The 21,416-nt window shown below is 46.6% G+C and carries 17 protein-coding genes, 3 tRNA genes and 3 rRNA genes; 5 read left to right on the plus strand and 18 right to left on the minus strand.

The genetic code is table 11. The features are described from left to right. Nucleotides 1-10: 10 nt before the first annotated feature. The 11 genes from SULKU_RS09645 to SULKU_RS09695 form a co-directional block, all read right to left on the minus strand. Complete coding sequence (locus tag SULKU_RS09645) at nt 11-1,099, minus strand: LptF/LptG family permease (RefSeq protein ID WP_013460780.1); 1,089 nt, start codon at nt 1,097-1,099, stop codon at nt 11-13. A gap of 55 nt (nt 1,100-1,154) precedes the next feature. Next, on the minus strand, nt 1,155-1,703 hold the full coding sequence (gene pth / locus SULKU_RS09650; protein WP_013460781.1) for an aminoacyl-tRNA hydrolase: 549 nt from the start codon (nt 1,701-1,703) through the stop codon (nt 1,155-1,157). A 2-nt stretch (nt 1,704-1,705) separates the two neighbouring features. Further along, entirely contained in the window at nt 1,706-2,242 is a 537-nt protein-coding gene (locus SULKU_RS09655; RefSeq protein ID WP_013460782.1) for a 50S ribosomal protein L25/general stress protein Ctc, read from the minus strand. A 68-nt stretch (nt 2,243-2,310) separates the two neighbouring features. Beyond that, nucleotides 2,311-3,507 carry a type IV pilus twitching motility protein PilT gene (locus tag SULKU_RS09660; RefSeq protein ID WP_013460783.1) on the minus strand — a complete coding sequence of 399 codons (1,197 nt, stop codon included), beginning with the start codon at nt 3,505-3,507 and terminating at the stop codon, nt 2,311-2,313. Nucleotides 3,508-3,512: 5 nt separating this feature from the next. Next, nucleotides 3,513-4,490, minus strand: a complete 978-nt coding sequence (locus tag SULKU_RS09665) for a transaldolase (protein WP_013460784.1) — start codon at nt 4,488-4,490, stop codon at nt 3,513-3,515. 44 nt (nt 4,491-4,534) lie between these two features. Then, nucleotides 4,535-6,322: an Lnb N-terminal periplasmic domain-containing protein gene (locus SULKU_RS09670; protein WP_049766977.1), complete on the minus strand. Its 1,788-nt coding sequence runs from the start codon at nt 6,320-6,322 to the stop codon at nt 4,535-4,537. Between the two features lie 51 nt (nt 6,323-6,373). Next, nucleotides 6,374-6,820 carry a DUF3015 family protein gene (locus SULKU_RS09675; RefSeq protein WP_013460786.1) on the minus strand — a complete coding sequence of 149 codons (447 nt, stop codon included), beginning with the start codon at nt 6,818-6,820 and terminating at the stop codon, nt 6,374-6,376. A 71-nt stretch (nt 6,821-6,891) separates the two neighbouring features. Further along, a complete protein-coding gene (gene aat / locus SULKU_RS09680; protein ID WP_013460787.1) occupies nt 6,892-7,554 on the minus strand; it encodes a leucyl/phenylalanyl-tRNA--protein transferase in 663 nt (220 codons plus the stop codon). Beyond that, nucleotides 7,551-9,731, minus strand: coding sequence for an ATP-dependent Clp protease ATP-binding subunit ClpA (gene clpA / locus SULKU_RS09685; protein ID WP_013460788.1), 2,181 nt, complete (start codon nt 9,729-9,731; stop codon nt 7,551-7,553). The genes aat and clpA overlap by 4 nt, the downstream gene beginning before the upstream one ends. A gap of 2 nt (nt 9,732-9,733) precedes the next feature. After that, nucleotides 9,734-10,033: an ATP-dependent Clp protease adapter ClpS gene (gene clpS / locus SULKU_RS09690; protein WP_013460789.1), complete on the minus strand. Its 300-nt coding sequence runs from the start codon at nt 10,031-10,033 to the stop codon at nt 9,734-9,736. A 22-nt stretch (nt 10,034-10,055) separates the two neighbouring features. After that, a complete protein-coding gene (locus SULKU_RS09695; protein ID WP_245535145.1) occupies nt 10,056-11,297 on the minus strand; it encodes an aminotransferase class I/II-fold pyridoxal phosphate-dependent enzyme in 1,242 nt (413 codons plus the stop codon). 47 nt (nt 11,298-11,344) lie between these two features. On the opposite strand from SULKU_RS09695, the gene bioD reads away from it, so the two are divergent. From bioD to SULKU_RS09710, 3 genes are read left to right on the plus strand one after another with little or no spacing between them, the layout of a single operon-like run. Beyond that, nucleotides 11,345-12,016 (plus strand): dethiobiotin synthase, encoded by a 672-nt coding sequence (gene bioD / locus SULKU_RS09700; protein WP_013460791.1) that lies wholly within the window; start codon nt 11,345-11,347, stop codon nt 12,014-12,016. Then, the gene (locus tag SULKU_RS09705; protein WP_013460792.1) at nt 12,013-12,882 is read left to right on the plus strand and encodes an aspartate carbamoyltransferase catalytic subunit; all 870 of its coding nucleotides are present in this window, start codon (nt 12,013-12,015) and stop codon (nt 12,880-12,882) included. Before bioD ends, SULKU_RS09705 begins: the two co-directional genes overlap by 4 nt. After that, nucleotides 12,882-13,817 carry an aminodeoxychorismate synthase component I gene (locus tag SULKU_RS09710; RefSeq protein WP_013460793.1) on the plus strand — a complete coding sequence of 312 codons (936 nt, stop codon included), beginning with the start codon at nt 12,882-12,884 and terminating at the stop codon, nt 13,815-13,817. The genes SULKU_RS09705 and SULKU_RS09710 overlap by 1 nt, the downstream gene beginning before the upstream one ends. On the opposite strand, the gene SULKU_RS09715 is transcribed toward SULKU_RS09710, so the two are convergent. The 6 genes from SULKU_RS09715 to SULKU_RS09740 form a co-directional block, all read right to left on the minus strand. After that, nucleotides 13,814-14,056 (minus strand): ComEA family DNA-binding protein, encoded by a 243-nt coding sequence (locus SULKU_RS09715; RefSeq protein ID WP_013460794.1) that lies wholly within the window; start codon nt 14,054-14,056, stop codon nt 13,814-13,816. The two genes, SULKU_RS09710 and SULKU_RS09715, sit on opposite strands and share 4 nt — an antisense overlap. 132 nt (nt 14,057-14,188) lie before the next feature. Further along, nucleotides 14,189-14,304, minus strand: a 5S ribosomal RNA gene (rrf, locus tag SULKU_RS09720). A gap of 124 nt (nt 14,305-14,428) precedes the next feature. Next, nucleotides 14,429-17,348: ribosomal RNA gene (locus SULKU_RS09725) — 23S ribosomal RNA — on the minus strand. A gap of 223 nt (nt 17,349-17,571) precedes the next feature. Next, nucleotides 17,572-17,647: transfer RNA gene (locus SULKU_RS09730), tRNA-Ala, on the minus strand. A gap of 16 nt (nt 17,648-17,663) precedes the next feature. Further along, nucleotides 17,664-17,740 (minus strand) — tRNA-Ile (locus tag SULKU_RS09735). Nucleotides 17,741-17,856: 116 nt separating this feature from the next. After that, nucleotides 17,857-19,368: ribosomal RNA gene (locus SULKU_RS09740) — 16S ribosomal RNA — on the minus strand. Together the 16S, 23S and 5S rRNA genes with 2 tRNA genes alongside form the textbook arrangement of a ribosomal RNA operon. Before the next feature lie 435 nt (nt 19,369-19,803). Between SULKU_RS09740 and SULKU_RS09745 the strand changes: the two genes are divergently transcribed. Both SULKU_RS09745 and SULKU_RS09750 read left to right on the plus strand, forming a co-directional pair. Next, nucleotides 19,804-20,373 (plus strand): PhnA domain-containing protein, encoded by a 570-nt coding sequence (locus SULKU_RS09745; protein ID WP_013460795.1) that lies wholly within the window; start codon nt 19,804-19,806, stop codon nt 20,371-20,373. A 44-nt stretch (nt 20,374-20,417) separates the two neighbouring features. Next, a tRNA-Arg gene (locus SULKU_RS09750) sits at nt 20,418-20,494 on the plus strand. A 19-nt stretch (nt 20,495-20,513) separates the two neighbouring features. On the opposite strand, the gene SULKU_RS09755 is transcribed toward SULKU_RS09750, so the two are convergent. Continuing rightward, nucleotides 20,514-21,377 (minus strand): hypothetical protein, encoded by an 864-nt coding sequence (locus SULKU_RS09755; RefSeq protein WP_013460796.1) that lies wholly within the window; start codon nt 21,375-21,377, stop codon nt 20,514-20,516. Between the last annotated feature and the right edge of the window lie 39 nt (nt 21,378-21,416).

Raw genomic sequence — 21,416 nt, forward strand, 5'->3', positions numbered from 1 at the left:
CCTCTATTGATTAGTTTTGTCGCGATTTTACCCTAACTCTCCTTAGGGGATTTCCAAGTCGCCATACCATCACGATAAAGAGCAATCCGATCGGAAGAATAATGCCGATTTCGGGGGAAATCGTTTTATTATTAGAGAGTTCGCCGAACATAAATAAAAGCCCCCAAACCATCAATGTTGCCAAAATGGCACCGAAGCTAAACAGGGAAAGATTTAAAAAGCGGCTGCTGACCGGTGTATAGGTAAAAAAGATGACCATCAGCAAGGGGGCAAACCACGGAGTGATAAACATCCGGTACATACCGCTCATGATTTTGGCCACATCAACATTTTGATTTTTTAAGAGGGTCAGCGCTTCCAATCCGTCCGTAATCGTAAAATTGACTTTTCCCTCATACACCTGATCTAAAATTTTCGGCTTAAAATCACGGAGTACTTTTAAATTCTCTTTGTCTTCCGTTACGATCCCCAACCCTTTGAGATCAAAATCTTCCGGCGGACGCAGCATATGGGCCTTTTCAATATTCCAAAATCCATTACGATACACCGCTTCGCTGGCACTAAGAGCCTCTTTTAACTGCCCCTTTTCAAACGTAAAAATCCGAATATCCTCAGCTCGTTTACTGAGCGGATAAAGATTGCCGAAATAAATATAGTTTCCCTCATGGGTAAAAAAGAGATTGCTCGTAGGACGGATAAATTCGGAGGAATCGCGAAGGTTATCGGCAAATTCGTTGGCACGGGCGAAATTGGTTGCGTGCAATCCGATATAGATACTGATCAACAGCGTCGTCATGGTCAGAAAAGGGGCCAAAATTCGGGCTTTGGAATATCCGATCGAAAAATAGGCGACTAGTGCATTGGAACGTACCAATTCGACCAATGAGGCTATCATCGCGAATGTCAGAGAAATCGGAAGCATCATATCGACGGCGTAAAAATATTTGTACATGATATAAATCAATACAAGATTGGCTGAATGCGGCAGCTCCGATGCATTCTCCATCAGGTCAAATCCGACCATAAAACTGCTCAAAGCGATCAAAACAATCGAAAAATAGCGTAAATAAAGAGACGATAATGTAGTAAATGCGAGCATAGGTGCCTAAACTAAAAAATTAGTGCTTATTGTACCCAATAAATCCTGCAAATTTTTACAAACTCTTTTGTGAATATTTTGCGGCGACATCGCTGCATTGCTGGGTAAAGAGCATTTCTACGGCATCTGCCGCACGTCCTATCCATTGGGGAAGCTGTTCTTGTTCACCGGCACTAAAAGGGTGCAATACGTAATCGGCCACTTGGGATTTGTGCTCCGGTTTACCGATACCCATCCGAACGCGCGTATAATCGGCTCCGATAGCGGCATCGGCCGATTTCAATCCGTTATGACCGCCGTGTCCTCCGCCGTTTTTAAACCGCAAAGCGCCGAAGGGCAGATCCAAATCATCATGGATGACAATAACTTCATCGATTTTATAAAAATTTTTAACGGCAAGGATAGAACGACCGGAGAGATTCATATACGTCGTCGGCTTGAGGAGAAAGTGCGACCCCATTTTAAACAACTCCCCTTCAAAGGAGCTCTTTGAAATGTTCTGGACACTGTGACGGCGGCAAAGCTCGTCGATGACCATAAACCCGATATTATGACGGGTAGATACATACGCCGAGCCGGGGTTTCCCAGTCCGACGATAAGCATCCTTATTTCGCTTTAATGATACTAAGAACCGATACACGGTCAGAATCAGTAAATGTTACGTTTTCAACACGCGGAAGATCACGAACCAATACTGAATCACCCAAGTCAAGCGGAGCAACATCGATTGTGATGCTTGTCGGCAAGTTTTCGATCGCCGCTTTTACGCGAAGACGTTTTTTAGCAACGAACAACATCCCTTTGTTTTTCAAACCGACCGGAGTTCCTACCGCTTTAACCGGAACATGATAGTGAGTCACAACACCTGGTTGTGCAACCATTAAATCAACGTGCAACAAATTGCCTGATACCGGATGAGACTCATACCCTTGTACAACAAGGTTCATCTCTTTTCCGTCTACTTTTACTGCAAATGCCACGGTTTCTTTATTGCGCACAGTACGGATAAAATCGTTCATTTTGAACGCGGCGTGAACGTTTTCAAGCCCTTTTCCGTAGATGTTGGCGATAAGATAACCATCACGGCGGTATGCTTTTGTAGCAGCTTTGCCAATACTCTCTCTTACGATGCCTTCTAACATAATCATGTCCTTCAAATAAAATGAGGCGAATTATACTTAAACATAGCTTATATTATCCTAAACTGCATTTACCCTTTGAGCCCGAAATACTCATCCTCTTTAAATACTTTCGGCCCTTCATCAACCCCGATTTTTGATTTATCGATCGTTGCGCCCAAGCCTTCCATTTTCAGCTTCAGATCGGATGCCGACGTTGCATAGGCAAACGCATCCTCTCGGGTAATTTGTCCTGCCAGATACAGATCCAGTATCCCCTGATCAAATGTCTGAGATTTGTAGAGTTCTTTCCCTTCCGCAATCGTATCGGGGATTTCAACGTCACGGTTTTCGGCAATAAGCTGCTCGATCCGCGCCGTTCGAACCAAAATTTCCAATGCCGCAACCCGTTTCCCGTCCACCGTCGGAATCAAACGCTGGGAAATGACCCCTTTTAATACGGAAGAGAGTGTCATACGCACCCGATTTTGTTCTGCAGGGGGGAAAACGGAGATAATACGGTTAACCGTCTCTTTCGCATCCAACGTGTGGAGTGTCGAAAAAACGAGGTGTCCCGTATCCGCCGCATGAAGGGCGATCTCGATCGTCTCCATATCCCGCATCTCCCCGACAAGGATAATATCGGGGTCTTCACGCAGCGCAGCGCGCAGCGCATTCCCGAAGCTGATGGTATCTTGTCCGACACTGCGTTGATTAATGATACACTTGCGATCTTTATGGACAAATTCGATCGGATCTTCGATCGTGATAATATGTTTTCGACGCTTCCAGTTTATCTCGTCGATCAATGCGGCCAAGGTAGTTGACTTACCGCTCCCCGTTACCCCCGTAACCAATACGAGTCCCCGTTCCATTTCGGAAAACGTATGGACGACCTCGGGAAGCTTGAGTTCATCGATCGATAAAATTTTGACCGGGATCAGACGGAAAACCGCCGATATCCCTTCCATTTGAAAAAAGATATTGATACGGAAACGGGTGTTCTCATCAAACGGATAGACCAGATCCAGTTCTTTTTTCTCTACCAATTCCGGGAAACGGGTACGAAGAAGCTCTTTTGCAAAAATAAGGGCATCTTCTTTGGAAAGTATCTCTCCTGAGAGAGGGACGATATCTCCGTTAATACGGGCACGGACGACACTGTTGGCTTTTACGTGCAGGTCGCTTCCCCCCGCTTCTACCATTCGGCGCAGATAACTCCGTACTTTTTTTAATACATCGAAATTAAGCTCGCTGACATTCACATGGTGTTGAGACGGTTCGCTCATATTCGTTACTCCAATGCGTTTAAAATTTCGCCAAAAGCAACTTTAAATGCTTCCAGACCTTCATCTATTTGTGTTTTGATAACCTGATCCATATTAACACCGGCATGACGCACAGCCTCGGCATGTTCATCTATAAGCTGTTGCGAAAGAGGAAGTTTGATCACTCTGTCACCCCCCTTTACAAAGGCGTCAATCGTTCCGATCGGAGCCGTATTGACACTGTTCGGAGCCAAAAGTTCATCGATATAGTACGAAGCGCGATATTCATCCCCTTTAACCCCCGTACTGGCAAAAAGGACGCGGCATTTCGGAACATTCAGCGCTTCGACCCGATTATAAATATCGGCGGCATTTACGATCCCCATCCATCCGGTTTTTATCCCTTTTTCACGTAGCGTTTCATCAATCGCTCTGTCAATCCGGCTGACAAAAACACTGATGACTGTATCAACGCTCGCTTTGTGCGATGCACGTTCAAATGCTTCCGCACATTTCAGCGCCTGTTCGACCGAAAAGATCAACGTGGCATTAACCGGAATCCCCTGAGATGCAAGGGCTTCCATGGCCATGTATCCCGCCGTTGTTGCAGGTACTTTGATCATGACGTTAGGACGCTCTATCGTTGCGTGAAGCCGAATCCCTTCCGCAATCGTAGCATTTGCGTCATCACACAAAAACGGATCGACTTCGATACTCACATATCCGTCATCTCCGGCATCATAGAGCGGGCGTAAAATATCAGCCGCGCTTTGGATATCGTAAATAGCGACCGCTTCGTATTTTTCTTTGGAAGAAAGATGCGCCAATGATGAGAGTTGCTCTTTATACGCCGGTGAGGTAAGAATGGCATTTTTAAAAATAGCAGGATTGGAGGTTGCTCCGTTAACGATCCCTTTGGAAATAAGTTCCCTAAACTCATCTTCCAAAAATGTCCGCTCAATAAAATCGGCCCATAGGGCGAAGCGTGCTTCCGCAATATACATATAAACTCCGAAACATAAATTAGGCCTATTATGCCAAAAAATAATTAAAAATAGAGGTTTGCCCCGAGTTTAACCCTATCCTCTCTGTGCAGCTGATACGATGCTTCGTAAGAAAATGTCACTGCCGAGGAACGATTCCACTGCCATAGATGAGAGAGAATAATGCGGCTGCGATCCACTCCGTCCAGATAAAAAATATGCCCGCTTTCCACATAACTTTTCATCCGATTTCCCCAATTAATCCCCCCTCCGGCACTAAAACCGAGTCCGATATCGGGGTTAAAGCCGAGTCTCACTTCCGGCTCGCTCAAAAAGTATCCGAACAACTGCTCATTTCCGACTGCCGCTCCAGCCCCTACACGTGTCACAAAACTAAGACGGTCATCTCCGTACTCTCGATCCCATCCGCTTTTCATCCGCCAGGAAAACGGTTTAAAAAAATGACTCACAGGGGCAATCGAAGCGAGCGATAGAACGGTTAGTTTTTCCAGACTCACTTTATCTCGATCCAACCCTATCACGGTATCCAAAAATTCTATCTGTGCACCCAAGAGATGCCCCGCATCGTCTTCGCTTAAATCATGAAAAGCGGGGCGCCATTCGATTAATAAAGGGGAGCGTTTTTCATACCATCCCTGCGTTATCTGAATGCGGGCGGAATGATGCGCCGTATCGGGATTGGATTTATCAGGGATTGGAAGCGTTTTCCCCTCACCCAATGCGGCACGCTCGGAGAGTAAGGCATGATACCGCTGAGCATAAAGTTCTTTGGATATCTTCCCCTCGATAAAGTTATATTCGACGAGTTCAGCCGCCGCTTCGAGGGCATAACGGCGGTCTTGCACATCTGTGAGTGTCTGATTCGTATCTATATTGCCCTCACCAAGCGATCGAACGGCGTGTATCCCCTGAGGGCTCAACGCCCTTTCATATGCCAACAGTTTTGTCCGCTTGGAAGGGCGGAAATGTTTAGTCGTCACCAATCCCTCTTCTTCAAAAGCCCGAACCGTTTCGGGAGGGATAACGTGATAGAAAAAATGGTCTCGCAAACGGACGCTCGGACGGGCGATTTCGGCGAGCCACAGCATATGGTACGAGCAGTTCTCGTCGAAAAAGTAGTACCACGAATTCATACGCTGCAGTTCCCAGATATGGCGTACCATTGCCATCACCTCATCACGAGTCAGGTTAAGATCGTACTCCCAGACATCTCGAGATTCGCTGTCACGGTACTCTTTGAGTTTTTCATAGTACGGCAGCATGGAGTAATAGCCGTAATAGCCGCCGAAAAGCCCCTTATAGGCGAATAACAATCCGTTGGTATCATCCGTATGGGCCGCATAATTGATCGCATACGACATCAGTTTGGACTCCATCGACGAATCGATCCGTAAAAAAGTGTGTCCGAACATCGAAGCGGGGGAGTTGATATGGGCACTGGGAAAAACAAGGGTGACTTTTTGGGGATCCATTTTTGTCACAAGCGCTTCGTATTCGCTGCATTCACCCTCGCCAAACGAGATGTTGAGTTCTTTTTCAATCCATGCCCGACGCGCCGGAAAACGGCAAAAAACAGACTCATTGCTGCGATTGATATCGTTACTGAAACGGCGGATGGTTGCATCGAGTTCGGAAGAGAGATTTTCTTTTCCCACCGGGGAGAGAAAAAAAGCGGGATCATCCACTTCACTGATCTGATGGGGAGTATGCATCAGCAGATGCCAGTATCGTGTCTCGGAGAGTTTTTTGGCATGTGCCTGTGCAATCAGTTCATCGCTCAAGGCAGCATACAGCGATAAACTCAATGCACATAATAAAAGAAGGAACGGCAAAAAAAACCTTAACATATTTCAGAACGCATGTAATACGTTCTGAAAATACACTTATCCAGCGATCGTTGAAACGTTATCAAGAACTGTTGCCATATCCGCTTTTTCACTGGTATAAATAGCGTTATAGTTGGCTTGCAACGCATGAGCAAATTCCGCTTTATCCTGAACGTTCAAAAGCTCTGCCAACGTTGAAACGCTCTCACCCTGACCGATAGCGATTTCACGAGATAGCTGATCCATATTCGATGCAACAAATTCCGCCGCACGCTCGTTCATCACAAATCTCGCTTTTCTGCATCCTGACGTCCCTGAGGTAACACCGAATGTTTGGTTCCCCAATGTACCGTTTGTCGTCGCCTGAAGTGCCAACATAACGGCAGAACTGTCATCATGGATGATTTGAGAACCGAGTCCGCATCCGGTTTGGTTGTTAACGGTTGCAAAACCTGCTGTACTTAACGCCGCGAGTGCCGCAATACTGATCAATACTTTTTTCATTGAAACCCCTTTTCTATACAATAAGAATTAACAAAGAGTATAGGAGAATGAACCTTAAAAATTTATCTCTTTCACTGTTTTTCTCCGGTTTTTTGCTCAGATGCCAAACGAAGCCGCTCTAAAAAAGCCGCCCTTGATATCTCTTTGGCCCCTAAACTTTTCAAATGGGCGGTAGGAACCTGACAATCGATAAAATCGTATCCCCATTCACGTAATTGTTCTATCCAAACAGCCAATGCCGCTTTAGATGCATCGGAGACTTTGGCAAACATCGATTCCCCGCAAAATACCTTTCCGACACTCACACCGTACAATCCGCCGACAAGTATGCCGTTTTGATACGCTTCTATACTGTGCGCATGTCCGAGTGCATGAAGCGTTTCATACGCTTCGATCATCTCCGGCACGATCCAGCTCCCTTTCTGTCCCGGACGGGGCGCCGCAGAACATTCACGGATCACCTCGGCAAAAGCGGTATTGAAACGGATCTCGAATTGAGGGATTTTTTTGCGTAAGGATCGGCTGAGCTTAAATTCATCCAATTCCAATATCAACCTCGGGTCAGGCGACCACCAGAGAATGGGATCATTGGCACTGTACCAGGGAAATATCCCGTAACGATAGGCCAGCATAAGACGTGATGGTGAAAGATCGCCGCCGTACGCGACGATCCCCTCATCAGAAGCATCAGACGGATTGGGAAAAGAAAGATGATGGGTAAGTTTTGGAATCATACCGCATAGTCAAAAATCAGCTTATCGGTATAATCAACCGATACTTTACCGCCCTGTACCAAACGCCCGAACAGCATCTCATCCACCAGCGGATCTTTGATCTTATCGGAAATCACTCTACCCAGAGGCCGTGCACCCATCGCTTTGTCGTATCCGATTTTCGCCACATACCCTTTGGCTTTATCGGTGAGGCTGACCGTCACTTTTTTCGCTTTCAGCTGAACGTTAAGTTCACGGATAAATTTATCGACAATCCCCTCAACCACACTCATCGGCAATGCTCCAAATTCAATCACCCCGTCAAGCCGGTTGCGAAATTCTGGGGTAAAAAACGATTTGAGCGCTTCATGCCTTGAAATTGAGCTGTCCGCATTGAATCCCATGACCGTCCGCTCACTGGCTCCGATGTTCGACGTCATAATCAGCACGACGTTGGCGAAATTAGCTTTGAAACCCGTATTATCGGTTAACGTCGCACTGTCCATAACCTGTAACAGCACATTGATCAAATCGGGGTGGGCTTTTTCAATCTCATCGAGCAATAGCACCATATACGGGTGTTTTCGAACCGTTTCGACCAAAAGTCCCCCCTGCTCAAATCCGACGTATCCCGGAGGCGCTCCGATAAGACGGCTGAGGGCATGTTTTTCCATATATTCGGACATATCGAACCGCTCAAAATAAATCCCCAATTCACTCGCCAGCGATTTGGCCAATTCGGTTTTTCCCACCCCGGTCGGACCGGAAAATAAAAACGAGGCAATAGGTTTTTGTGCAGCGCTCAATCCGGCGTAAGAGCGTTTGATCGCTTTAACTACCTGAGCGACCGCCTGATCCTGCCCAATCACAAGAGTTTTAAGATCCGTTTCGAGGGAAGAGAGTTTCTCACGGCTATCCACTCCGATTTTTGATGTCGGAATTCCCGTCATTTTCGTAATAACCGCTTCAATATCATGAGGCGTTACCGTAGAGCGTTTGTGGGTTTTCAGATGAAAGGCTGCACCCGCTTCATCGATCAGATCAATGGCTACATCGGGTAAAAAACGGTCCGTAATATATTTTTTGGACAGCTCAATGCTCGAACGTAACGCTTTATCGGTATATTTAACGCCATGGTGCTGCTCATACCTGGCCCGAAGTCCCTTGAGGATTAAAAAGCTCTCCTCTTCGCTCGGTTCACCCACCTCGATCCGGGCAAAGCGGCGGCTGAGCGCACGATCTTTTTCAAATACGCTTCTATATTCGGCGTGAGTCGTCGCTCCCATACATTTAAGTGCGCCCGATGCCAGGGCAGGTTTGAGCTGATTGGAGGCGTCCATGCTACCCCCTCCTACCGCTCCTGCCCCGACTATCGTATGGATTTCATCTATGAAGAGGATCGCATTGGGATGCTCCGCTGCCTCATCCATCACTGCTTTGAGACGCTTTTCAAAATCGCCCCGATATTTCGTTCCTGCCAGCATCGCTCCCAAATCGAGGGCAAATATCTCGGCATTTTCCAAGAGTTTAGGGATATCACCGGAGAGAATACGCAGTGCCAATCCCTCGGCAATTGCTGTTTTTCCGACCCCCGGTTCACCGATTAAAAGCGGGTTGTTTTTCTTGCGGCGGCACAGCGTTTGAATGGCACGTTCGATTTCATTCACTCGCCCGATCACCGGATCGATTTTCCCTTTTCGGGCTTGTTCTATGAGGTTGATCGCATATTTTTGAAGTGCCCCTTCACCGCGTGACTCCTCCTGTGCCGCTTCCAAATCGCGATGAGATATCGCTTCAAGGACATCGACGCGGCTGATCCCGTACTCTTCGAGAAGCATGCAGGCATAGGTATGGCGTTCTTCATACACTGCAGCGATCAGATCTCCCACATCGGCAGCCTCTTTTTGCGCACTTCGTACATGGTGCATCATTCCGTCAATCATCCGGGCCAACGCTACGGTTTCAAACGGCTCCTGTTCCACATCATCCGGCAGCGGTTCCATCGTCTGTATCAGATAAGCACCCAATGATTCTCGGATAAGCTCGACATCCGCACCGCAGGAGCGGATGATAGCATCTCCGTCAGGTGAATTGAGCAAAGAGAGCATCACATGTTCAATCGTTAAATATTCGTGACGCTGATGTCGTGCAAACGCAATCGCTTTTTGGAAAATTGCATTGAGTTCTGTACTTACCATGATTATGCCTCCTCCATTATTGCTTTAAGGGGAAATCCGTTTTCTCGGGCCAAGATTGAAACTTGATGCACTTTCGTCTCCGCTACTTCATACGGATACACTCCGCATAAGCCGCGACCGTTTTGATGCACTTCGATCATTATTCGATGGGCATCATGAAAGTTCTTACGAAACAGTTTCATCAATATATCCACTACAAAATCCATTGACGTATAGTCGTCATTAAGTAAAAAAACGTTGTACTGCTTAGGATGCTCTAGGATATTTTCTAACTGTGTTGAATGCTCATGTTGTGTCGCCATAATTGAACTATACCGAATCTTTTTAAATTTTTGCCGCGTTACTGAAATCATCGATGATCGCTTCAGCACTTTCCAAGCCAATCGAAATTCTGACCAGACCCGGAGTAATCCCTAAAAATTCTTTCGTTTGGTCATTAAAATCACGGTATATCGTTGAAGCCATGTGCAGCCCTAACGTACGGTTATCTCCGATATTGGCGGTAATCGTAATTAGCTTCGAATGGTTTAGAAACTCGAATGCGCGTTCTTTGCTTCCCAAATCGATTGTAAGTATCGTTCCGCAGCCGTTGGAAAATTGGCTCTTATAGCGTTCGTGGTGCGGATGGTGAGCCAAACATGGGTGATTGACACTTAAACCTCTCGCAGACAACCCTTTGGCCACCGCTTCAACCGTGGAGACGATCCGATCCATTCTAAGCGGCAAAGTCTCCAATCCCAACATCGTCAGGTAGCTCCCGAATCCGTTTGCCGACATTCCAAAATCGCGTAACGCCCGTTTTTTGGCATTGGCGATTAATGCCATGGAGCCCATCTTATTAATAAAAGGGTGGATATCGCGGTAGCGATCCTCTTTAAATTTGTCATCACCTTCGTTGATAGCCCGGAAAATAACCGCACCCCCGAGCGCCGATGCATTCCCGGTGATAATTTTGGTCGTCGAATAAACAACGATGTCCGCTCCGAGTGTTATTGGTGCGACACTCAGCGGTGTAATCGTGTTATCCACCATCAACACCACTCCGTGAGTTTTAGCGATAGCGGCAATTTTAGCAATATCGGGAAGCCGCATATTGGGGTTTCCGACACTCTCCAAAAAGAGTATTTTTGTCGCGGTATTGATTGCCTCTTCGATCGCGTCCAACTCATCCACATCGAAAAAATGGGTCGTGATCCCAAAGCGGGTCAGCGTTTCGCTAAAGTACGAATAGGTGCCTCCGAACAACCCGCCGATACTGATAATCTCATCTCCTGCCTTTAACAAACTGAGCGTCGCCATCGCAATAGCTCCCATTCCGGAGGAGGCTGCAACCGCACCGATTCCGCCGTCCATTTGAGCTAAAAGCTGTTCAAGCTGTGCCGATGTCGGATTGCCTACACGGGCATACAGCGGTTTTTTCACCGAACCCTCAAATATCCCCTCACCGCTCTCGCTGCTGCCGTAACCGAACGACGCGGAGTTGACTATTACCGGGCTGATCGGCCCCTCTTTTTTCCCGATATGTTGAACAATGCTGGTTGTAAACTCTTCAAAGCGATTCATCATCAAACCTATATTAAAATTAGACAATTATAACCTAAAAGGCTCTTACCTTGTCTAAACGAATTTTCGTAAGCGCGACCAACACCGATATAGGCAAGACCTATACCTCGAAACTGCTGATAGATGCGCTCTCACGCTTAGGTTACCGTGTCGGTGTTTACAAACCGATTGAAACGGGTGTGATGACACACCCTTATGACGGAGATGAACTTTATCAATGTGCCTTATCTTTTAATCCGGGGCTTTCGGTATTATCGTTGGACGATATCGTTACCCTTCAATTCCCGCTTCCCGCAGCTCCTTTTGTCGCCAATGAAGGCAGAGCGATCGATTTGGCATCGTTTGACACAGCGCTGGCCAAAATCGAAAGCCTATGCGATATCGTTATTATCGAAGGGGCCGGCGGGCTAATGGTTCCGATCGATGAGCAGACCATGATGATCGATATCCCCCGATACTTTAATGCCGTAACGTTTCTGGTCACACACTGCAATCTCGGATGCATCAACGATACTCTTCTCAGTCTCAAAGCCCTCGAAGATGCTAAACTTCCTCATCTTTGGGGATTAAACTGCCGAAGCAATGACAAGGGATTCGAAACCACCTCGCTCCCTTACCTAAACCATCGGTTCGGCTCCGTCTACCAAATCGATAAAGATATCGATACCATTGCCAAAGCACTTTTGGATACAATTTCACTACATAATGAGGAGAAAGCATGAAACACCTGATTCGCACGGATGATTTTACAATTGAACAAATTATTCAGGTTTTACACGATGCGGAACATTATCTTCAGGGGCAATTTGATCCCATTCTCAAAGAAAAAATTATCATCACCCTCTTTTTCGAAAACTCGACCCGTACTAAAAGCTCTTTTGAAATCGCAGCCAAACGTCTCGGAGCCGAGGTCGTCCATCTGGATGTTCAAAAAAGCTCGACCCAAAAAGGGGAAAGCCTTGTCGATACCGCAGCCAACCTCGATGCGATGGGCCCTCATGCGATGATCGTCCGTCATGCCCATGCAGGTGTTCCCAATATCCTTGCCGAACATACCCATGCTTCCATAATCAATGCCGGTGACGGGGCACACGCCCATCCCACTCAGGCACTTCTCGATCTCTTTACCCTCCGCCGTCATTTCGGTGAGCTTAAGGGGAAAAAAATCGCCATTGTAGGGGATATCAAAAATTCCCGTGTTGCCAACAGTAATATCGAGTTATTGACCCGCTTCGGAATGGATATCACTCTGGTAGCACCGCCCCATTTTCTTCCCGATTCCTATTTAAAAATGACCCATAACCTTCATGATGTTATCCATAATGTCGATGCAATCATGAGTCTGCGTACCCAAACGGAGCGCCATTCGCACCAAACCTACGGTTCGCTTAAAGATTACGCCAGCGATTTTTGCATTACCAAAGAACTTGTCGGAGAACGAGATATCATCCTTCTTCATCCGGGTCCCGTTCATCGCAATATCGATATCGATGACATGATGCTCAAAGATCCGCGCTGCAAAGTGTTAGAGCAGGTACGTAACGGGGTCGCGATTCGTATGGCTGTCCTTAAAGCGCTTATTGCTTAATGACCCGATACTTCAGTGAACTCGTGTCATCAGGAGTTCCCTGCCTATTTTATACCGATTTTACCGGAGAGCGGTTTCATTGTTACAAAATAGAGGAACTCGCTTTACACGATATCGAGTTTTCTTTTAACAGTACCCAGCATCCGAACAATACTCCACACAAGCCGTTTATCTACCCGATACCTTTTGAAGAGTACCGTCAAAAATTCGACACCGTTCAAGAACATATCCGCAGCGGCAATACCTATCTGCTTAATCTAACACAACCGACACCGATTGAATCCCCCTACAATCTCAAAGATATCTATACGATGGCACATGCGCAGTATAAACTTCGTGTCAAAGATCAATTTGTCTGTTTCTCGCCTGAGCCGTTTATCACCATGGAGGGCAATACGATCCATACCTATCCTATGAAAGGGACGATTGATGCATCCGTACCGAATGCTATCGACACCATACTCAAAGATCCGAAAGAGTTTGCGGAACATACGATGATCGTCGATCTGTTACGCAATGATTTAGGAATGATTGCTAATGATATACGTGTCGAACAGTTCCGCTATATTACTACTATCGATACGGGTGAAAAAAAGCTACATCAGGTAAGTTCGCATATCTGTGGTACATTAGGGGAAGATTGGCGAACTAATGCCGGTGAGCTTATCACTAAACTTCTCCCTGCAGGAAGTATCAGCGGTACACCTAAACACAAAACGGTTGAGATCATAAATGAGGTAGAAGGGTATGATCGCGGATACTTTACCGGTGTATTCGGCTACTTTGACGGCATAAATTTATACAGTGCCGTTGCCATCCGATTTATCGAAAATTCTCAAGAGAGATTGGTTTATAAGAGCGGCGGCGGCATTACAAGCGATAGTAACACACGCAGTGAATATCAAGAACTGATTGATAAAATCTATATCCCTTAACGAATACTCACATGAGGCTTTAATTTGATAAGTGTCCTAGGGCCGATCCCTTTTACATTAACCAGCTCATCAACCGTATTAAAGCGCCCGTGCGCTTTACGATATTTCAATATCTCCTGCGCTTTTGCAGGACCGACACCGTTTAGCGTCTGAAGTTGAGCCGAATTGGCTCTGTTAATATTAACCGTACCGAAAAGAAGTGATACGAAGAGAAGAAGGGTTGTGAGTATTTTAACCATATCTAACCTCAAAAAATAAAGTATTAGATTTTAGCGCGAAGAAATAAGTTTGTCAATTTTAAATATTATAGAAAAGGCATTTCGATTGATTATTTAGAAGGGGGATTATAAAAAGAAGATGAATCTCTGAGAGCCAGGCGGCGACCTACGTTTCCACACCTGAAAGATGCAGTATTATGAGCGATGAGGGTCTTAGCTTCCGGGTTCGGAATGGGACCGGGCGTTTCCCCCTCTCTATAGCCACCTGAACACTCAGAGTGAGGATCATCGAAATGAGCTTCACTCTAAGTGCTTAGAGTTGATTGTTGTTAAGTCGTCAGACACGTAACTTCATGCACATTCCACCATTTATGCTTAATAAGGCGGTGAGCATAGATAAAGACGAACGTTCTATTAGTACCAGTCAGCTGAAAGCATTACTGCTCTTACACACCTGGCCTATTAACCTTGTAGTCTTCAAGGGAACTTCAGGGAGAGTTCATCTTGGAGTTGGCTTCCCGCTTAGATGCTTTCAGCGGTTATCACATCCGTGCGTAGCTACCCAGCGATGCTCTTGGCAGAACAACTGGTACACCAGTGGCACGTCCAACCCGGTCCTCTCGTACTAGGGTCAGCTCTCCTCAACTCTCCTGCGCCCACGGAAGATAGGGACCGAACTGTCTCACGACGTTCTGAACCCAGCTCGCGTACCGCTTTAAATGGCGAACAGCCATACCCTTGGGACCTGCTCCAGCCCCAGGATGCGATGAGCCGACATCGAGGTGCCAAACCTCCCCGTCGATGTGAGCTCTTGGGGGAGATCAGCCTGTTATCCCCGGCGTACCTTTTATCCTTTGAGCGATGGCCCTTCCACACAGAACCACCGGATCACTATGACCGTCTTTCGACTCTGCTCGACTTGTCTGTCTCACAGTCAGTCCGGCTTATGCCATTATACTCTACGAAGGATTTCCAACCCTTCTGAGCCGAACTTTGTAAGCCTCCGTTACTTTTTAGGAGGCGACCGCCCCAGTCAAACTACCCACCAGACAGTGTCCTCCATCAGGATAACTGATGCGAGTTAGCTATCAGAATACTCAAGGGTGGTATCTCAAGGATGCCTCCATTGCCACTGGCGTGACAATATCAACAGCTCCCACCTATCCTGCACATGAGTATCCCAATAGCAATGTCAAGCTATAGTAAAGGTGCACGGGGTCTTTCCGTCTTTCCGCGGGTAGGAGGAATTTTCACCTCCACTACAATTTCACTGGATCCCTGGTTGAGACAGCTCCCATCTCGTTACGCCATTCATGCAGGTCGGTATTTAACCGACAAGGAATTTCGCTACCTTAGGACCGTTATAGTTACGGCCGCCGTTTACTCGTGCTTCAATTCAATGCTTCGCTTGCGCTGACACATCCTTTTAACATTCGAGCACCGGGCAGGCGTCACACCCTATACATCCTCTTACGAGTTAGCAGAGTGCTGTGTTTTTGGTAAACAGTCGGGAGGGACACTTTGCTGCGACCCAGTTCTGCTCCAGAGGCAAGCTCCTTCACATACTTAGGGCACACCTTATACCGAAGATACGGTGCTAGTTTGCAGAGTTCCTTAACCAGGGTTCTTCCACGCGCCTTAGAATACTCATCTCACCCACCTGTGTCGGTTTACGGTACGGGCGACAATTGTTCTCGCTTAGAGGCTTTTCTCGGCACGACAGTATCATCGATTCTCCTCGCAGACCGAAGTCCTTGAAGAGCCTGTAAGATCTCGGAGTATTGCAACACGGATTTGCCTGTGTTACCTCCTACGTCCTTCGACCCACTATTCCATCAGTGAGCTCGATTAACTCTATGCGTCCCCCCATCACTCAAACGAACAATTGTCGGTATCGGAATATTAACCGATTTGCCATCGTCTACCCCTTTCGGACTCGACTTAGGTCCCGACTAACCCTACGATGACGAGCATCGCGTAGGAAACCTTGGGTTTACGGCGAAGCAGATTCTCACTGCTTTTATCGCTACTCATGCCTGCATGCTCACTTCCAAACGCTCCAGCACTCCTTACCGGTATACCTTCAACGCTGTTTGGAACGCTCTCCTACCACTCGTATAAATACGAATCTAAAGCTTCGGTGCGTATCTTAGCCCCGTTATATTTTCAGCGCAGAATCGCTAGATCAGTGAGCTGTTACGCTTTCTTTAAAGGATGGCTGCTTCTAAGCCAACTTCCTGATTGTCTCAGCAACTCCACATCTTTTTCCACTCAGATACGACTTTGGGACCTTAGCTGTTAGTCTGGGTTGTTCCCCTCTTGACGATTGATTTTATCACCCACCGCCTGACTCCCGAGATTACGCATGAAGTATTCGGAGTTTGAAAGGGTTTGGTACCGCGGTAAGCAGCCCTAGCCCTGTCAGTGCTCTACCCCTTCATGTTACGACTCGAGGCTATACCTAAATATATTTCGGAGAGAACCAGCTATCACTAAGTTTGATTGGCCTTTCACCCCTATCCACAAGTCATCCGAGGATTTTTCAACATCCACCGGTTCGGTCCTCCACTGGCTCTTACACCAGCTTCAACCTGCTCATGGATAGATCACTTAGTTTCGGGTCTGCAGCATCTGACTAATTCGCCCTATTAAGACTCGCTTTCGCTACGGCTTCCCGTTAGGTTAACCTTGCCAGACACCACAACTCGCAGGCTCATTATGCAAAAGGCAGTCCATCACCCCTCATAAAGAATGGGGCTCTGAATGATTGTAAGCCATAGGTTTCAGGTTCTATTTCACTCTGCTCACCGCAGTTCTTTTCACCTTTCCCTTACGGTACTGGTTCGCTATCGGTCTGGTAGTAGTATTTAGGATTGGAGGGTGGTCCCCCCGGCTTCAGTCAAGATAACACGTGTCCCGACCTACTCTGGATCCTGCTAGCTGTCTGTCAATTTCAAGTACGGGACTATCACCCTCTATGGTCGAGCTTTCCAACTCATTCTTCTATCGACTCGCAATGCCGTATGCAGTCCGCAACCCCGATGGCAAGCCATCGGTTTGTCCTATATCCCATTTCGCTCGCCGCTACTTTGGGAATCTCGTTTGATTTATTTTCCTCTAGGTACTGAGATGTTTCACTTCCCTAGGTTCGCCCCCCGAAGGGTACTGTACCTCTCGATACAGTGGGTTGCCCCATTCAGAAATCCCCGGATCAAAGCTTCTTGGCAGCTCCCCGAGGCTTATCGCAGCCTAGTACGTCTTTCATCGCCTCTACCAGCCAAGGCATCCACCTATGGCCCTTAATATCTTTTTCTAATTTGCGCTCACCGCCTTATTAAGAATAAAGCGGTGAAATGTGTTTGTAGTTACGTTGTATAGTTATTCACTATACTGTAAATGTATTCGTCATAGATTTCTCTATGTCAAACATATTTAGTTGACGACTTAACAATAATAATTCAAATAACGTTAGACTTTAAAAGTCTAATTCAAATACAACAAACTTGTACTTGAATCAGACTTTTTATTCTGATCTCTGGTGGAGAATAGCGGGATCGAACCGCTGACCTCCTGCGTGCAAAGCAGGCGCTCTCCCAGCTGAGCTAATTCCCCAGATAAGTGATACATATGGTGGGTTTGAATGGACTCGAACCATCGACCTCACCCTTATCAGGGGTGTGCTCTAACCAGCTGAGCTACAAACCCAATTGTTAAATCAAATAACATGGATCACTGAAAACTAAGTAGGTTAACGGTCAAGACAATACTCTGTGAGATTTTAAGATGACGCAGTCAAATGAATGACTCGTCGTTACTCTTAGAAAGGAGGTGATCCAACCGCAGGTTCTCCTACGGTTACCTTGTTACGACTTCACCCCAGTCGCTAATTCCACCGTAAGCGGTAGCCAGTTTGGCATCCCGATTTCGGGTGAAATCAACTCCCATGGTGTGACGGGCGGTGAGTACAAGACCCGGGAACGTATTCACCGTAGCATAGCTGATCTACGATTACTAGTGATTCCAGCTTCATGTTCTCGAGTTGCAGAGAACAATCCGAACTGAGAGACGCTTTAAGAGATTGGCTCCACCTCGCGGTATTGCAGCTCTTTGTACGCCCCATTGTAGCACGTGTGTAGCCCTGGCCGTAAGGGCCATGATGACTTGACGTCGTCCTCACCTTCCTCCTCCTTGCGAAGGCAGTCTCCTTAGAGTGCTCAGCCGAACTGTTAGCAACTAAGGACGAGGGTTGCGCTCGTTGCGGGACTTAACCCAACATCTCACGACACGAGCTGACGACAGCCGTGCAGCACCTGTGTGTAGGTTCTAGCAAGCTAGCACCCCCTAATCTCTTAAGGGTTCCTACCATGTCAAGGCCAGGTAAGGTTCTTCGTGTATCTTCGAATTAAACCACATGCTCCACCACTTGTGCGGGTCCCCGTCTATTCCTTTGAGTTTTAATCTTGCGACCGTACTCCCCAGGCGGAATGCTTAATCTGTTAAGTGCATCACCGAAGAGACGAGCTCCCCGACGACTAGCATTCATCGTTTAGGGCGTGGACTACCAGGGTATCTAATCCTGTTTGCTCCCCACGCTTTCGTGCCTCAGCGTCAGTATCATCCCAGCAGATCGCCTTCGCTTTTGATATTCCTAGTGATATCTACGGATTTTACCCCTACACCACTAATTCCATCTGCCCCTTCTGAACTCTAGACTCCCAGTTTCAAGCGCAGTTCAATGGTTAAGCCATTGGATTTCACGCCTGACTTAAAAGTCAGCCTACGCACCCTTTACGCCCAGTGATTCCGAGTAACGCTTGCACCCTCCGTATTACCGCGGCTGCTGGCACGGAGTTAGCCGGTGCTTATTCAAGAGGTACCGTCATTATCTTCCCTCTTAAAAGGAGTTTACACACCGAAATGCGTCATCCTCCACGCGGCGTTGCTGCATCAGAGTTTCCTCCATTGTGCAATATTCCTCACTGCTGCCTCCCGTAGGAGTCTGGACCGTGTCTCAGTTCCAGTGTGTCTGATCATCCTCTCAAACCAGATACCCGTCATAGCCTTGGTGAGCCATTACCTCACCAACTAGCTGATAGGACATAGACTGATCCCTTAGCGAAAAAACTTTCCCGACTTGCCTTAGGACAAGAAGGAGTATCTGGTATTAATCACCGTTTCCAGTGGCTATCCCAAACTAAGGGGTACATTATCTATGGTATACTCACCCGTGCGCCACTAATCATGAAGAGCAAGCTCTCCAATCATCGTTCGACTTGCATGTGTTAGGCACGCCGCCAGCGTTCACTCTGAGCCAGGATCAAACTCTCCATAATTGGTGTTCAATCCTATGACCCAAGATGTTAAAATCATTGGCTTCATAAATTGTTATCTATTTTACTTTTTGGTGATTGGTTAACCCAACCAAAGTAAATAGACGGTTGTTGTATTGTGTTGACATTAAAGGTCAACGTCTTCGAGATTGTCTCGAAACCGCTAAACCTACTTAGTTTTCAATGATCGCAAACTCAAACTCTAAACCTTAACTCAAGGCCTATCAGCGTTTGTGGACGGGAATTATAGGGGAAAATAGAATAGATGTCAAGAGGTTTTCGAAAGAAAATCGAAAATATGGCAAAAAAATTTTACTAGTCGTATCACTCTTATCATTATATATAGAATTTGAATACCTAGAGAATATCGTTTATGCCAAAAAGGGACAAAAATATGAATACGCTATAATTGCGCTATTAATTAAACAAGGTGTTATTATGAGTATTGAACAATCATTACAAGAGAGAAGCGGAAATATCTGTGAATTATGCGGTGCAACTGAAGGCTTATCTGCTTATGAAGTCGCTCCGAGTGACGCTTCGGCAGATCAATCTATCTATATCTGCGAAACGTGCAAAAGTCAAATAGAAAATCCTCAGAATCTCGATTCTGACCATTGGCGCTGTCTTAGCGATAGCATGTGGAGTCAAGTTCCTGCCGTGCAGGTGATGGCGTATCGCCTTCTCAGCGCACTGGGGGACCAAGATCAACTTGATATGATGTACCTCGAAGACGATATCAAAGCATGGGCACAAGCGGATATGCTTAATACTGCCGCGAATGACGACGGCGGAGCGGTCATTCAACGCGACAGCAACGGAACCATCCTCGCTGAGGGGGATACCGTAACGCTTATCAAAGATTTGGAAGTCAAAGGGGCAGGATTTACCGCTAAGCGCGGAACTATTGTCAAAAATATCCGCCTCACCGACGATGCTCGATACATCGAGGGAAAAATCAACGGCACTACGATTGTCCTCGTTGCCGCGTTTATGAAAAAAGCGTAAACTTTCCGAGGCGGTTTTCCGCCTTCTTTTCTTCTTCTCTTCAAGCGTCCGTAGCTCAGCTGGATAGAGCATTGGTTTCCGGTACCAAGGGTCAGGGGTTCGAATCCCTTCGGGCGCACCATTCAACCAAAAATATTACATTAGGGTGTTCGACTATTTTTACTTTGTGCTTTTTTTTCCTGCTGTTCAAGCCGGGAAAGTTCATGCGCGGTACGTTCACGGTCGGCTTTAGCTTTCGCAAGTGCTTCTCTCGCTCGCTTCAATGCATCACTCTCTTCTTTTATATCTTTACCCTGAAATGCGATAACTTCTTTCTCCATAACCTTAATTGTTTCATCCTGTTTGATGAGTGAATCACGTGTTTGAGATACACGCTGATGAAGCGATTCGATAAATTGCGCTAGCATGGCGGGATCGATTACTATATTTCCGGAAGCTTCTACCGGGCTTGGCGGCTCGGGAACATTTGGAATCACCGGTGTACAATCGGGTGCACGCTGCCCCCAGCTTCGGTTGGCATCATTATTAGCAATACAATCAAGCTGAGATCGTGCGGGAGGGATCGGTTTTAGCAAAATCTGGTTTGAAGGAGGCGAAAGTGTCACATCTTTCATCCCTTGGAGCATCTTTTCTTTTTCTTGAGCAAATTGTTTTTGATATGCCGCTTTTTTTAGAGCCTCTTTCGTTTTATTAAGGTTTTCCGCCGCTTTTTGGGCAGAATTATCAACCGTTTGATCCGATTTAACAGCTTTGGATGCGCCGGTTTTCGGATATAGGCCCGGTTTAAAATAACAAGGACCGGCACAGTCGTTTTTGTAGTTTGAGTTCATACAACGCGAAAAGTAATAGGAGTTGCATTCCGATTCGCTAGGCCAGCAGTGCCCCGACTGTCCTGCGTAACTTTGAAGCCATGATTTCCAGTCGATACAATATTCGGCATATGCTGCAGATGCAATCAATATAGTTGATAAAACCGCTATTGGAAAACTGATAAAACGGGACATTTATACTCCCTTTTTTTACAGATTGTATCCCGTTCTCTT

Origin of the sequence: Sulfuricurvum kujiense DSM 16994 (genome assembly GCF_000183725.1) — a bacterium.
Classification (GTDB): Bacteria; Campylobacterota; Campylobacteria; order Campylobacterales; family Sulfurimonadaceae; genus Sulfuricurvum; species Sulfuricurvum kujiense.